Here is a 14362-nt window from a genome sequence, read left to right as displayed (position 1 = left end):
AAAATACTATATCAATAAGGGTTTTGAAAAACCAAAGGTTTAGTCGGAACTGCACCCTCACGATTACCAGTATTTAAGCCAAAATTGCTAAAATTAACATTGATTGCACCGCTCAGTGCATTGGGGAGCTTTTGTAGTTCTTTAACTACTTGCCCCATTTGTTTATTCTGTTCTTCTAAAAGTTGTGATTGATTTTCCATAATTCCATTTTGTTCATTAAAATATTCACCAAAAGCTTCACCACCTTCTGATCCTGCCCAATATCCTAAAGCACCGCCTGCAAGCCCACCAACTAAAGTGCCTAGAATTGGAACAACTGAACCCAATGCAGCACCTGCCGCAGCACCCGCCAATGCACCACCAGTACCGCCAACTGTTTTAGAGTAATTGATATTTTTTTGATATTGCGAGAGCGAGTCATTTTGTGCTGTGTCATACAATTCATACGCCCCAGCACCAACAGCAATAGGCGCAGCGGATTTTCTCAAAAATGGCACTGCTTTTGATGCTAAAGCTGTTAAAGCACCTCCGCCAGCACTTCCACCCAAACCTCCAGCCATTCTAGCGCCAACACCAGTAGCGGCTAGAACTGATAAAACTCCAGCAGCAGCCAAAGCAGATGCTGCAAGTGCTTGATTTGCTACCATAGTATCTTTTAAACCACTTTCAAATCCTCCAAGTGTACCTTTGACCTGATCGTAAACTTTGATCGTTGCAAGAATAGTTTCTTGCTCTAAGGCGTGGGCTTGTGCTGGTTCAATCACTGACTTTTCTTTTGCAACTCTTTCATTACTACCCACACCATTCCATGATTGTTTAGAAATTCGATCAAAGTCACCATTGTTTAAGCCTGTGATAATTGACATTAAACCTGATAAAGATTGTTGGTTATGAAAAATCTTCCCAAACTCGCCAGCAGCAATAATATTTGCAGCTTCTTGTTTAAGACTGATAGCTTTACCTTGGTCGCCTGATTTTTCAGCCGTTGCAATTTGATTCTGTAGTTCTACAAAACGCTTATTTTTAGATAATTGTCGATTCATCAGCATGACTGTTGCTGTAACTGTATCAACGCCTTTCAATTTTTGATTTGCTAGATATGTCGTAATATCAAATCCAGTGCGATTTCCTTTTAAACCGATCTTTTTGAGCGGATCGCCATCCTGTAATTTAATGTATTTACCAATGCTTAACGCAAAATGTCCCTGTGAAAACAGGTTATATAAATCCTTCATATTATCAGCTGCTTGAGATGGTAACCCAGTGTACTTACGTGCTAACTGCATGTGAGTAGTGACTTGATTAAGACCTTCTTCACCACTATAACCAGCGGTCTTCGCAAAAGGTAAAACTTCGGGTAAGAAGCGAGCCATGTCTCTAAGCTCAAAACCGCCTGAGAATCCTGATTGTGTAGCTCGATCCAACGCAACTTGGGTACGATCAGGTACAATACCAAACTGGCGAATTTGTTGCGTTAGCATAGCAACGTCTTGCTCAGAAGCACCATTTGCAAATGCAGTTTTAGCAATTGCAAGCAATGGAACTTTTAACTCATCTACTTTCTTATATAAACCCGATGCAGCAAGAATCCCAGCAGCATCACCGATACCATCAACTGTCCCGTGACCCTGTCTTACGGCATCACGGGCATAACCTGATAACTGCAAGTTACTAGCAACTACTTGCTGGTGGGTCATATTTGAATAACCACCGTTGATACTGGTATTCGCATCAAATATTTTGGTTTCAAATGACCGAGCTTTTTCTAATGGATTTTTAGTAATCGCATAAGCAGCCATTGCGCCAGCAGCAATACCGCCACCGATACCACCAATCATGCCCATACGTCCGCCGCCTGCGGCATCACGTTGGGCACGACTAGCTGCTTCAAGTTGTTGACGTAAACGCTCAGCAGCAGCAGCTTGTTGACGCAACATATTGACTTGTAATTGATAGTCTCGATTCTGATTTCTAGTTTGTTGTGTTAGTTGAGTTGATTGTCTAACTTGTTGCTGCAACACACGTTCTAATAATTGATTTGTGCGTAAGCTTGCTTGAGTTTGTGTAGCCGTTTGAGTAAGTGCGCTGCGTTGTTGCTGTACAAGCGTATTCATCTGTTGATATTGACGAGCTTGTATACCTGTTTGTTGAGCCTGTTGTCTTAATACACCTTCCAAATAACGGTTTGTTTTAAGCAATTCAGCAGCAGAACGTTCTTGAGCTTTATTCATTTGCTCAAGCACTTGTTTTGCTTGTTGCCCGCGCAATTTTAACGTTAAGTTGACTGTTGTATTGCCGTTACTCATTCTCTTTACTCTTACGTCTAGTTGCTACTTTACGGATGCCACCATTTGAATGGGAATTGTTCTGCCGCCCATTTTTACTAAGTCCATTTAACAATGCCAGTGCTAAGGGCACTGGCATTATTAGAGCTTCGCTATATGGCACACCAACTTTAAGTAATGCACCGATTAACACAGCAATGCTACTTAACTCTCGGCTTGTTCCTTTGCATCAAGTTCGGCTTTTTTAGTTGTTAGACAGTTTAAGTTTTGTGAACTAGATGACATAAGGGCTTCATAAGAAAGCTCATGACAATTACCACTCTCATCAACAAGCTTTGTTTGCTCACATACTTCAGCAATGCCTGTATATTGATCAGGTTTTAATTTTGATTGTAAATCTAACGCTTGTCGCACAGTTAAAGTAGACATTTCAAACTTCTTTAACTTTAACTCTTTATCACCAGCTATCACTTTGATAGCAACGGGTAAAGCACCATCAACAAAAATATTCATATTTATTACTCAACTACATAATCTTTATAGAAACAATCAAGAGACTGAGTTGCTTCACCATCAACAGAATATTTTTTACCAACAGTGACCACACCTACACCGCTATATACTTCACGATATGAGCCGTCATCTTGTGATTCAATAATCACTGTCGCACCGCTAATTCTTCCCCAATCTACCGCACCTTTTTTGGGGATAAAAGCATCAATTTGAATTGAACCATCTGAAGTCGTACTTGCAGATTTATTCGCATGACCTTTACTATTCATTGTCTTAACTGCTTTCCGCAGACCCTGTAGATTGGTACTGACAGAAGCACAATCAATTTCTTGACCATCAACATATAAAACAATCGTACCGACTAACTCATCATCAGACATTTGCTAATCCTTTTTATAAAAGATGTCTTATTGTTGCTGTTGTCTAATTCGTTGTTTAGATGGAACTGCTTCCAATAAAAAAGCCGCAATTAAGCGGCTTTTTAAAGTTTAGCGTTAGAATTTAATAAACATCTAACGTTGCTGCGATGACGTGCATACCACGCACCCAATCTGCTGGAATTTGAACATTGACGCGTGAACGATCTGTTCTGTCTTCAAGTACACGCAATTCATTTGCACGTTCACGGACGTTTTGTAAAATTTCAGCATCATCAAGCTTGAGTAATTCAACCAAGATTAATGAGCGTAAGTTTTTACGTTGACGAACCGTATTCTTACGACGACCATTTTTACGCACAGCTTGACGAACTACTTTTCGCGTATAGTCCAACACTAAAGCACCATTAATATCCGCGACAATATCATCAGGATCGCCATTCGCTGGATTAGCTTGATACGTTGACATCGCGCGGACAATCTCAGGCACACCATCTGCACCAGTCGCAATCATACAAACGCCTGCACGTAATGCAGTTTCAGTACGATCCCAAGTAAGTTTGTACTGATCATCCACGGGCTTCAATCCAGCTAGGTTATAGCCGTTGAATGGTACAGCGGGATCATTAGAATCTGCCAAAGCTGCTGCGACTGTAGCTGCAATTTCGGGTACTTGATCAAATGCGCCATTATAACAAGCAGCTACAAACCGATAATTCGTTTTAACTGGTGCTATAGCTGCAAATGCTTGAGCATCATCAACATTAGAAAAGGGCACAATCAAAATTGCTGGACGTTGCTCAATAGCACCGCTTACTTCATTTAAATAAGTTGCCCATTCTAATGCTTTAGTTGCCATGTTTGCCCCAATAATAGGGGCAGATAACGCAATTATGGTATGCCCTAAAGGAGCAATTGTTTCTTGAATTGACATTTATTAGTCTCACACGTGAGTTGAACCCGTATTACCGTAGCCGCAACTGTGGATCATAGTTGGGGCATTTCCATTCGGTGCTTTCAACATCGGGTATAAATCAATAGCTTGTAATCCATTTACACTTACGAGCTGATCATTCGGCGTTTCAATAAATAAAATATCTAACGGTCTAGGATTATTAGACCATCTGAAATCATTCTGATCAAAACCAGTCAATGTATTATCGCCTACATCTAACCTAACTACAGAAGTTAAGTTAGACCAACCACCCACAGGTGCGGCTACGCTTTGATAACCGCTCGCTGTCATTAACTCTGAAAAAATTGCATCGTAAGTATAAATTTTTGATGTATCTGAATTAAAAAATGCTGTTTTAGTCGTGGTTATATTATTTTCAGTCACTTCAAAACTTAAATAATAAACAGCATTAGGAACATTCGTTAAAAACTCAGGAAATGAAGTGTTTATTGATGTTGCTAAACAATTCAGATCTCCACTGGTAGCGACTTTCCCAAAACTTGTACATCCACAATACGATTGGTCTTAACCGCTGCTGTGATCATTCGACTAGCTTCCGCTGGTGCAATAGCAGTACCACCGAAAATGGTATTTGCTTGAGCTTTGTCATAAATCGAAATAGGCATAGCTGTCGAATCTGGCTGAACATCATCAGTAATGAATAAGATGCGATGAATGTTAGCTGGCAGTCCGCTACGCTGTGCATTCAAATTGACATCCATATAGGTGTCAGGTGTTCGGATACTGCTTGGAATACTCATTTCAACTCCTTTTTTATGCGGCTTTTTTTACGAAGCTTGAGTTGTTAATTCAGTCGAGAAAACAGTATTCACATTTGCAAAATGCGCACTTAACCAAACGCGGTTTAAGTCAGCTTCAGCAATCGTAACAGTACGTTCTTTCAACAAATTATTGTTTAAATCAGAAACACTTAAAGCAACAGTATCAATCGCTGTACGCTCAATTCGTGCTGTGTAAGTTGTGTTGTCTAGCAGATCGACTTTATGTTCATCTGACCAATCGCGATTTGCAACTAAGCGAGCTGCTAAGTTGTTTTGAAGAATAACTGCACTAAAGTCGCTATAAGAACCCGACTTCACGCCATCATCTACAGCAAAAGCTAAATATGTAATGTCAGCAGATGCGAACTTAAAACCGACTGTTGCAGACTCACCAACTGCGAGGGACTTTTTGACAAACAAGCCGTTGAACGTGCTACCTGTGCCTTCTTCTTCAAAAATTCCGCCAGTGTAAGTTAGGACACCATTTGCCAAGCTTGCATTCGTTAATTCCCAACCACTAGCATTATTATTACCACCGTTAGAATCAGGCAAAGTAATCGTACCGCCTAAGTCTTCCACTGCTTTCATCAAAGCATTTAATTTAGCAATATCTTGACCAGTGGCTTGATCTCGCCCAGTAATACGAACTGTCATATCTAAATTAACCTCAGTACTAATTTCAAAATTCATTTTTTAACTCGCTATTTATCCAACAACACGAGATCTGTAGCATCTTCGTTGTTGTCTTCACTTGGTTTAAAGAAATAATCAATATTTACTTTTTGCATCCAATCCGCTTCAGGAGCGTCAATGTCATGATCTGAAGCGGATTTTTTAATTGTGAATGTTGTGTGCCATTGCTGAGCAAAAACGCTAATAGCTGCGCCTTGAGTGCGTTTATCAAAAACTTTATCAATTTTGCCCATTGTGAAAGGGGTGATGCCGCACACCCCATACGCTTTTAAATTATTGTTTAATAATGCAAGTTGCACGTCTTGCAACAACTGAAACGTTCCGATGCTGAAAGACTGCCCATCCACTTCAACGCCATGTCTCGTTGCTTCTTCATTACGCAACGAACGTGCGCCGACCAACGTAACAAACACCAACGGTACACTAAAACTATTTGCTGACAGGTGTTCAGGCTTACCGCTTCCTTGGAAAGTAGTCCAAACGGCAGGAAAATTCCTAACAGTTTGTGGCAAGCTTTCTTCATCAAAGTCACCCCCATAAGTTTCAATTGAAGCGATATACTCACGACCCAAAGCTTTAATCGCATCTTTTATTCCTTGTTCAATGAGTGATAAATTCATAATCAATAACCTCGTCCAAAATCACGACGACCAACTGACCACATGACATTATTTGACGATGTAGGAGTAGGGCTAGATTCACCAGCCACAGAGCCACCTAAAGCAGCGCCGCCTTTGGCAATATCTTTTAGGTCTTTAACGGCTTGCTCGTAACGTTCTTTTGAATCCTTGGTTAGATTTGTCCCAACAGAGCAACGGTAGTGGGCTATATCACACAGAATATCGACTAGATACTCAGGCACTTTTTGCAATGGCATCGGATAACGACCAGCTAAAAGACCATCCGCTTGGCTACTAGCTGACGCGATTGCTTTATCGAGTTTTACAAAATCAATCTCAATGGCGAGACCTTTCCCTTGATTTGTAATTTCGATAATTTCCCGCTCGCCATATTTGTCGATCATGTCTTGACGTGTGATATAGCCCATAAATTACCCCTTAGTCGACAGTACCGTTAGAACCATAGATAAGTTGAGGATGACCGTAGCCAACCGCGCCGCGAGCTTCTGCGCCAAAGTAATAAACACCCTCCATAAATACATTTGGAGAATCCTGATTGGTCATCTGTACAAAAGTTGGTTTTTTGCGCTCTTGATAAATCGTAGGCTTAATTGGCTTAGTTACATCCATTAAGAACCACGCATCATCATTAGTGAGACGCGGTTCTTCATGGACTTCGCAAACGCCTTTGTATGGGTTCGGCTTACCATCTTCCAAACGATCAACGGTCATTAACGCGCGGGCTGTATCACCCAATGCGACGGGTACAACCAACAGGTTTGGCTTTACATTCAACGGACGACCTTTATCATCTTTCAAGCTCATCATTTGAGTACGAGCAGCACCAAAAGAGCCTTGAGCTTTAGCTAATGATTCAATTGAAAGCTTTTTAGTCCCTTTATTGCTAAATGATTCTTTTTCGCCAACTGGGTGATTAGTTGCGATAAATGGTTTGCCGTCATAACATTTAGCTGTAAAAGCCTTATTGATTGCTTCCCAAACTAATTCATCGGGTAACTGTTTTGCAGACCAAGCTGCTGATTCGGCTTGTGGTTTATAGATACCAAGTTCATCGTCTTCAATATCATCACGACTCACTTCGATTGTTGCTGCAAAGTTTTCATTGACAACAACATAGTTATAGTCAGCTAATTTGCTGATAACTTTTTTACCAACCCAACGTTCCATTTTTGGGAAATTACCCAACCAGCGGTAATCCATAAATTTGCTTGTACTTGGTACGGTCATGGCGATTTTTTGATAAGACGTTGTTACATCTTTAAAAGTATTGTTATAAGCCGTACTTAAATTTAAAAAGATTGCAGACAAAGCTGCCGCGTTTACATTCATTCTACCCATACCCCATGTTCATCAATACCAACTACTCGACCAGCTTTAGAACGAGTACCACCGCCATCCGTCTTAGCAACGGTTTGGTTATCTTCGATGTAACAAAATGCACCGAAGCTCGCTTGTGTCACTGGATCAGTAGCACTGTTTTCAAATTGGAAAGCTTCATTAGTGCGAATACGCACTGAAACATCACCAGCCGCACCTGCATTGGTTAAGGTTTCTTCAAAGCGACCTAAATAAATTAGGTCTGTTGCTGTCGAACCTTCCACCGCATAACCATTTGCATTAACACAAGCAATCAAGCCGTTATGCACTGTGGTTGCTGCTGCAATTGCGACAACTAATAGCCCGCGCTCACGACGGGGCGTATTACGGTCAGAAATAGCTGCTGTCATAATTAATTATCCAAGCTATGACCAAACATTGCCGCAACTGCTAAATCTTCGGCTGTATGTTGGTTCGGTTTTTGTTGGCTGTTGGCTGCAATCGTTTCAGTTTGCTTGCCGTTCAATGCTGGAATTTTTGGCGCTTTATCTAGAAACTCTTTTAGAGCTTGAGGATTCGATTCACCAAGATTAGTCGCCCAATCTTTCATACCTTCACCTAATAAACGCCCATCAGCACATGCCGCGATAATGAGTGTTTCAATCTCATTCGTTTGGGCTGCACCTTTTAAAGTTGCAATTTCATTTTGCAAACTGGTAACAACCCCAATTGGTACGTACTGAGACAAATCAGGCTTTTGCTGACTGTTTGCAGCAATCTTGATTTGATCAATAGCAGCAAGCGCATCAAATAAATTCTTGCTATTCGCTGCCACAGCAACGCCAGTTTTTTCACTGATCTGACTTTGCAACTTAGCAAGCTCAGCAATGATTTCTTCAGCGGTTGCTGATACTGGTAAATTCAGCATCCAACGCAAACGCTCTAAAAGTTCTTCATTCATGGTTGAACTCTCGTCCTGTTGATTATTTTGGGCAAATAAATCCTGTGCTGCGGCTGCAAGTAATGCAGGCAACTCGTCAAGATTCGGTGTGTTTGTTAGAGCGACGCACAATAAGCCTGTGACTTCGCCAGTTGTGGTATAAGAAAAAACAGGGGATAAATACTTATATTCTTCAGCATCAATAAAGCTTTGAGCTTTATCCGTCCATTTGAAATCCGAACTACATATTCCAACCCCCTCTATATAAGTGAACTTTTTTAACCAGCCAGACGCAGGTGCGGGTTCACCCGTTTCTTTTGATTTGAGAGTTCCATGTTCATAATCCACAACCATGTCGATTTTGCGGCTATTTAAAGCTGCAACAATCTGACGACCACGATCAGGCGTTAAGAACCAAGAATCTGCTTCAAAAGGACGACCATCTATCCCCTTAAAGTTGCCTTCAGGGATGATGACCAACCATTCTTCAGATTGGTTTAGGGCGGATGCGCATGCAGCGACTAAAAGTTTTGTTTTCATGTCTCAAGAATGACAGAGACAAAAAGGGCGGTTTAGATGGAATCAGTTCCTATAGTTTTTTGATTTTTAAAAGCTAATAAGATGCGATTTAAGACATGAATAAATGTCAAAGCTATCATTTATCATTTTTATTCTTATCAAAGTTTCTAACGCCTATCTAACGCTGTCTAACGCTAGTTTTATTTGTTATGCGGGCTTATAAAATACTTTTTAAATATAAATCTATTGTTTCAGCGACTTCAACATACGCTTCTTGTTGTAAATTTCCATTCGCATCCATTGGTAAATAGGGACGGGCTTTGATATTTACTTTATGTCCACGACCAGCCATTCCACCGAATTGATGAATCGCTGCATAAACTTTATTAGAACCGACACCCGCATGATCCGCGCCATGAAATGCTGTTAAGCTCCCCGCGAGCTGTCCTGACACTTGTAGAATTTTTCCAGCTTTACGTTTTGCTGCATAAGCAGTGCTGAGACCAGCCCACTTGGGGCGACCTTCAGCATTAAAATTTTCTTCAGTAACATTTAACAGCGTCATAGAAATACGCTGCATAAGTTGGGTTGTGTCGGCTAGTTTGTCGGCAGCATCTTCTAATTTTTGTTGTAAAGCAGAATCGTCGATGATGATTTGCATTAATAAATAACAATCTCAGAATGATCAGAATTAACAACTGGAACGGGCAATTGTTCACAGCTAAAGTCCAAAAACGCAAGAACTAAAGCAAGTTCATCTTTATTTTTTAAAGGATCGGTAACAGGAAAATTAACGCCATTAATGACATGAGCTATGTACCCGTCTTCAATTGCATATTGAGCGAGTTTAGTAATTTGACGGATGGTTTCATCATCACCAGCAAGCTTGCCTTTCTCTTGATCCCACGCCAAAGAGACGACAGAATCGTTATGTTTTAATTCAATATCCATACTGCCTCCTTTTATAAACAGTGAAATAAGATGCCAAGTGCTAATTCTAGCATACGCGTATCTTTTTTATACATATCAAATAACATTTTAGCATCACGTCTCTCAACCCCCAAGATTGGTTGCAATGCCATCGTCATAACTTCTAACGCTTCATGTCCGACTGAATCTTTATACTCTTTGCCCATGTAAGCATCAAAATAACCGTCGGGCTTTGCAAGTTCTGTTGCTGCATAGCTTTTAATACCCGTTAGATCACTAAGTTTTTGTAGCTTCTCATGCTTGGTGCGTAGTCGATGTTCTTGTTGAAATAGGTCATCAAGATCAGGGCGGGCAGCTTGTATACGATGCGCGAACTCATGTACCGCTGTACTGATATTACCCGCAACAATAAAGCCTTCGCCTTTTTCTGTTTTTAAAACACCGAATTTAGGCAATCGTACCATTTCAGCTTTTTGTGATGTATAAGCCCAGCCACGATCTGTACTATATTTTACATTCAACTTGCCGTATTCATTTGCCGCTTTCACCCACGAAGCGGGGTATCCCTTAGTGGCTTCTTTCATCATATTTTTAGCTTGCGCACCGCCTTTGATTTCAGCTTTGACTGTGCCAGCCTGTCGAGTTCGCTCTAATTCTCTAACGACCCATTTTTGTACTTTTTCATGATGTTCTAAATAATCCACTGGTGACTTAGCTGATTCTAAAATTTCTTTGATGCTTTTATTTGCTGTCGCTGGAATATTAAACACATCATTTAAACGTTGCTGACCAAGCTTTACAAAATCATCAACAGTAGCATTCGATGGACTAAAAACTGGATGCTCTGGTAACTGTTTAATAATATCGGGGGCAGTCTTTTTAATCAGTTGAGTTGTTGCGCCTGTGGACGGGGCAGCATTAAAACCAGCGTCAGTCTTAAAAGGAATCTCCATACTTGGGAGTTTAAGCCGCGTAATATTTGCCGATTCATTATGACTAACGCTCACAACGTCAGTAAATAAATACCCCTCGCTTGACTCGATTGTATAGCCGCCACGCTCTACAGCTCCAGCCTTCATCGGTGAAACACGACAACGGCAATTCCAACCACAAGGAGGGAAAATAGTATCCCAAGCGGGATCATCAGCCCGCATGACACGCCCATGCAATGCTTTATGAGCTGGACGAGTACGATTGTCCATAATGGCAATATATCGCCAATAAGGGTGCGTATCAGTCGCTTGAAGCATTTCATGCCGACGACCCGCCATATAAGCAGCTTGTAGGTTTGTTCGGTAAATGGTCTCAAGTCGCCACGGATTACCCATGTCTCGACCTTGATCATCTTTACCCCACCAGCCCTTTTTTTGCAGCGTAGGCGTAATATTGTTACGCCATTCTTCTAACGTTAGCCCTTTCTTCTGAGCATCAATTAATGATTGCTTAATGTCACCTAGCAAGTCGATCCGCGCGAGATTTGCAACTGTGAACGCTTGATTATGGGCAGCATCACGTATGTCGTACCAGTTTTTTGTAGGTATTAATTGCTTATTTTCTAAATAACTAATCGCGGCTTCAGGTGGCTGACCAAAAAAACCATGTAACGTTTTAGAATCAAGTGCGGGCATTATTGCAACTCCGCTTGAGCAGAAATTGCACCCCACGTCTCAGCCGCAAATAACAAACTAGCAAGCATCTCTTGCATCTGATCTGCGGTTCGGTCAGGGCTGATATTTGCAATAATGCCCAGCGCGTCATCAATCGTTTTCGCTGCTTCTAATTGCTTCAGGATAGACTGAATCATGACTTGCGCTTGAGCGTTAAGCTTTCCACTATCTAACTGATTAATTGCATCATCTAACGCGACTTGATCTTGAAATAGTTCTGTTTGAAGTTGTTGAGACAATGCGGCTAAGCGAAAACCTTTAAATTGCTGATTATTTGCAGCAATGCTTTGCTGAGTTGCACGGGATAAAACCGCTGTATTTTTATCTTTAGGCTGTGGAATGCCTAGTTTTTCATGCGCCCAATCAGCGGGAATTTGCATTCCAATATCAACCAGTTCAGGCAATGCTTTACTATAAGTCTCAATATCTTCAATGTCGTTAGTATCAAATTTAAACTTTGGATAACGATCTTTGCTGATATTGGGACGATTTAAACGCATTAAATAATCAATTAATGTACCCGTTATAGATCGTGCGAGCTGCTTTGCATCTGATTTTGTTACTGTTTTAAAACCATGCTCATGGGTTTTAGACTGTGCATTGGTACTGGTTTTGCCATCTGCTTGACTGAGCAAAGTACCACCAACAATGATTTTAGATTGAGTTTGTTCACACCACTTAATGAAACCCATGTGATTTTCAGTGTCACCATCTGCGGCTTTCTGAAAATCAATTTTCATACCTTGTGGGATGATACCGCCTGCATCTCGACCAATACTTAAAACTGCTTTTAATAGCGTCCATTTTTCTTGTGGGGTTGCTCCAGCGGGATACGTACCAACACGAATTGGCAAGCCGTAAATCTCTAAAAACTCTAAAATGTCTTTAACACCGTAATTTTTAAATAAGTACGGGTAACATAAAACACGGTGTAAACCTGAACGAGAAATATAGCCCGACTTTGCTTTATGGAAATGATTCAGCCAGCCATAATCCCAAAACTCAGCCCCATCAACTGAATAATCATTGAGCCGTAATTCATTCGGTTTATTTAACGGTGTTTTAAAATCACGGGCTAAGCAATGCTCAAAAGATGCGGGTAGTATTAAGCTACCAACCCGTTTCCATTCGATTGTTTGACAGCTATAACCGTGACCAATCGCATCCAGTGCATCAAAGATTACAGTCTCAAAATCTTCAATATCATCAATCCATTCTTGTACTTCAGCAGCTAATTTTGTTTCTTCTGTTGATGCATTTTTAGGTGGTATTACTGACCATTCAAGGCATTTAACGGCTTGTTTTCGTTTATCTAATTCGCTGAAAATATGACCGTCACGTTCTTCCATATCCGCACCAAGATCGGCTTGTGCGGTTAAGTCACCAGCTTCAGCAGCTCGTAACAGTTGATTTAGGCGGGCAGGCGTTAGATTGAGTGCAGGATGGTCTTGCTGATTGATCCAGCCGATGTCGGCAGTTTGCGGGGCATCTAAAGCAGCGCGATTATCTTTAGAATTTTTGTCTTTCTTAGCCATAAAAAAATGCCAATACTGATATTGGCATTATTTTTGATGTTTAGGATTTTATTGTTTAGATGGAACTACTTCCAATTTATTTAATGAAATAACGATCATCTAAATCACAACCAATAAATTTCCGATTGAGCTTTAAGCAAGCTTTAGCTGTACTGCAACTCCCTGCGAACACATCGAGTACAATGTCATTTTCTTTGGTACTAGTCAGCAAAATATGATCAAGCATCGCACTTGGTTTTTCACATGAATGTTTACCTTCATAATATTGAACTGGTACAAACGTCCAAATATTAGTATGAGAACGATTGACTAAATCAGCTTTAGTTGGTGGAGTAAAGCAACGTAATTTAGACTTATCAAATTGATATTGATCAGCCTGTTTTAATGCAAGTAATTCATCATAAGATAATTTCAAATAATCATGACCAACATGATTCTGCATCAATAGATATTTTTCACGCGTAGGCATAAGCCACTGCGAATGTGAAAAGTAATGACGAGCAATCGATCCAACAACTAACTCAGCATCACGATATTTTAGACCAGCCGCTTTCCATTGTTCTTGTAAATACTGTAAAACAGCTTCGCATACATATCCATCAGGTTTTATAGCATTACGATGTTCGGCAAAAATAATGCTTTCAGTCTGAGAAAAATAACGTCGTAATGCTGGGGGGTGGCAAGCCATGTGTCTACCAAAAGTTTTAACCCATAAAATATGATTTAGAACTTTAAAATGCTTGGCAATAATTGATTCTGTTCTATGCTGTAAGTGACTTGAACAGAATAAATAAAGTGAGCCATTTCTCTTTAAAACACGTGCAAGCTCAGAAACAATACTTTCAAGCCAATCAAAAAAAGTATCCTCATTTTTCCACTGGCGATCCCATGCATCTTCTTTGACCTTGAAATAAGGAGGATCAGTGACAATGGCATCAATCGACTGATCAGGTAGTTGCTTCAATAATGTTAAACAATCGGTTTTAAACAAATTAATTTGTTTGTCCTGTAACACTGGTTTTATCCCATCGTTGCTCTGGGCAATCGGGCAAGGCGTTCTTGACGCTCAAATAATTTAAAGTTTTACAACGTGGGCATTTGATTTCAATCTCATCAAAATACCCAATTTTGAGTAAAAGTCGATCACATGAATTGCATTTAATATGCTCCATCGGTTTACCTTCTCGCGTAGCGTTAGAATTACTGTT

Annotated in this window: 18 protein-coding genes; all 18 read right to left on the bottom strand. The window is 40.5% G+C overall.

Annotation, left to right across the window (positions count from 1 at the left end; all coding sequences use genetic code 11):
• Nucleotides 1-11: 11 nt before the first annotated feature.
• A complete protein-coding gene (locus tag O1450_RS12530) occupies nucleotides 12-2306 on the bottom strand; it encodes a phage tail tape measure protein (protein WP_269228689.1) in 2295 nt (764 codons plus the stop codon).
• A gap of 183 nt (nucleotides 2307-2489) precedes the next feature.
• A complete protein-coding gene (locus O1450_RS12525) occupies nucleotides 2490-2798 on the bottom strand; it encodes a hypothetical protein (RefSeq protein ID WP_269228688.1) in 309 nt (102 codons plus the stop codon).
• Between the two features lie 5 nt (nucleotides 2799-2803).
• On the bottom strand, nucleotides 2804-3178 hold the full coding sequence (locus tag O1450_RS12520) for a hypothetical protein (protein WP_269228687.1): 375 nt from the start codon (nucleotides 3176-3178) through the stop codon (nucleotides 2804-2806).
• Between the two features lie 121 nt (nucleotides 3179-3299).
• On the bottom strand, nucleotides 3300-4109 hold the full coding sequence (locus O1450_RS12515) for a phage tail sheath C-terminal domain-containing protein (RefSeq protein WP_269228686.1): 810 nt from the start codon (nucleotides 4107-4109) through the stop codon (nucleotides 3300-3302).
• A gap of 9 nt (nucleotides 4110-4118) precedes the next feature.
• Nucleotides 4119-4514, bottom strand: coding sequence for a hypothetical protein (locus O1450_RS12510; RefSeq protein ID WP_269228685.1), 396 nt, complete (start codon nucleotides 4512-4514; stop codon nucleotides 4119-4121).
• Between the two features lie 83 nt (nucleotides 4515-4597).
• Nucleotides 4598-4891 carry a hypothetical protein gene (locus O1450_RS12505; RefSeq protein ID WP_269228684.1) on the bottom strand — a complete coding sequence of 98 codons (294 nt, stop codon included), beginning with the start codon at nucleotides 4889-4891 and terminating at the stop codon, nucleotides 4598-4600.
• Between the two features lie 27 nt (nucleotides 4892-4918).
• On the bottom strand, nucleotides 4919-5602 hold the full coding sequence (locus O1450_RS12500; RefSeq protein WP_269228683.1) for a hypothetical protein: 684 nt from the start codon (nucleotides 5600-5602) through the stop codon (nucleotides 4919-4921).
• 11 nt (nucleotides 5603-5613) lie between these two features.
• Complete coding sequence (locus O1450_RS12495; RefSeq protein ID WP_269228682.1) at nucleotides 5614-6225, bottom strand: phage protein Gp37; 612 nt, start codon at nucleotides 6223-6225, stop codon at nucleotides 5614-5616.
• A gap of 2 nt (nucleotides 6226-6227) precedes the next feature.
• A complete protein-coding gene (locus O1450_RS12490; protein WP_269228681.1) occupies nucleotides 6228-6653 on the bottom strand; it encodes a gp436 family protein in 426 nt (141 codons plus the stop codon).
• A 10-nt stretch (nucleotides 6654-6663) separates the two neighbouring features.
• Nucleotides 6664-7575, bottom strand: a complete 912-nt coding sequence (locus tag O1450_RS12485; RefSeq protein ID WP_269228680.1) for a Mu-like prophage major head subunit gpT family protein — start codon at nucleotides 7573-7575, stop codon at nucleotides 6664-6666.
• Nucleotides 7572-7973 (bottom strand): hypothetical protein, encoded by a 402-nt coding sequence (locus O1450_RS12480; protein ID WP_269228679.1) that lies wholly within the window; start codon nucleotides 7971-7973, stop codon nucleotides 7572-7574. Before O1450_RS12480 ends, O1450_RS12485 begins: the two co-directional genes overlap by 4 nt.
• 2 nt (nucleotides 7974-7975) lie before the next feature.
• Nucleotides 7976-9043 (bottom strand): phage protease, encoded by a 1068-nt coding sequence (locus O1450_RS12475; RefSeq protein ID WP_269228678.1) that lies wholly within the window; start codon nucleotides 9041-9043, stop codon nucleotides 7976-7978.
• Between the two features lie 196 nt (nucleotides 9044-9239).
• Nucleotides 9240-9683: a phage virion morphogenesis protein gene (locus O1450_RS12470; protein WP_269228677.1), complete on the bottom strand. Its 444-nt coding sequence runs from the start codon at nucleotides 9681-9683 to the stop codon at nucleotides 9240-9242.
• Nucleotides 9683-9973 (bottom strand): hypothetical protein, encoded by a 291-nt coding sequence (locus O1450_RS12465; RefSeq protein ID WP_269228676.1) that lies wholly within the window; start codon nucleotides 9971-9973, stop codon nucleotides 9683-9685. The genes O1450_RS12470 and O1450_RS12465 overlap by 1 nt, the downstream gene beginning before the upstream one ends.
• Before the next feature lie 11 nt (nucleotides 9974-9984).
• Nucleotides 9985-11580, bottom strand: coding sequence for a phage head morphogenesis protein (locus O1450_RS12460; RefSeq protein ID WP_269228675.1), 1596 nt, complete (start codon nucleotides 11578-11580; stop codon nucleotides 9985-9987).
• On the bottom strand, nucleotides 11580-13154 hold the full coding sequence (locus O1450_RS12455) for a DUF935 domain-containing protein (protein ID WP_269228674.1): 1575 nt from the start codon (nucleotides 13152-13154) through the stop codon (nucleotides 11580-11582). Before O1450_RS12455 ends, O1450_RS12460 begins: the two co-directional genes overlap by 1 nt.
• A 76-nt stretch (nucleotides 13155-13230) precedes the next feature.
• A complete protein-coding gene (locus O1450_RS12450; protein WP_269228673.1) occupies nucleotides 13231-14169 on the bottom strand; it encodes a DNA-methyltransferase in 939 nt (312 codons plus the stop codon).
• The gene (locus tag O1450_RS16565) at nucleotides 14147-14326 is read right to left on the bottom strand and encodes a Com family DNA-binding transcriptional regulator (protein ID WP_442865374.1); all 180 of its coding nucleotides are present in this window, start codon (nucleotides 14324-14326) and stop codon (nucleotides 14147-14149) included. The genes O1450_RS12450 and O1450_RS16565 overlap by 23 nt, the downstream gene beginning before the upstream one ends.
• Between the last annotated feature and the right edge of the window lie 36 nt (nucleotides 14327-14362).

The sequence above is a fragment of the Acinetobacter sp. TR11 genome (assembly GCF_027105035.1).
In the GTDB taxonomy this organism is placed as follows: domain Bacteria; phylum Pseudomonadota; class Gammaproteobacteria; order Pseudomonadales; family Moraxellaceae; genus Acinetobacter.
Note: the sequence above shows the minus strand (reverse complement) of the source record. Positions and strands in the feature narration are given on the sequence as shown.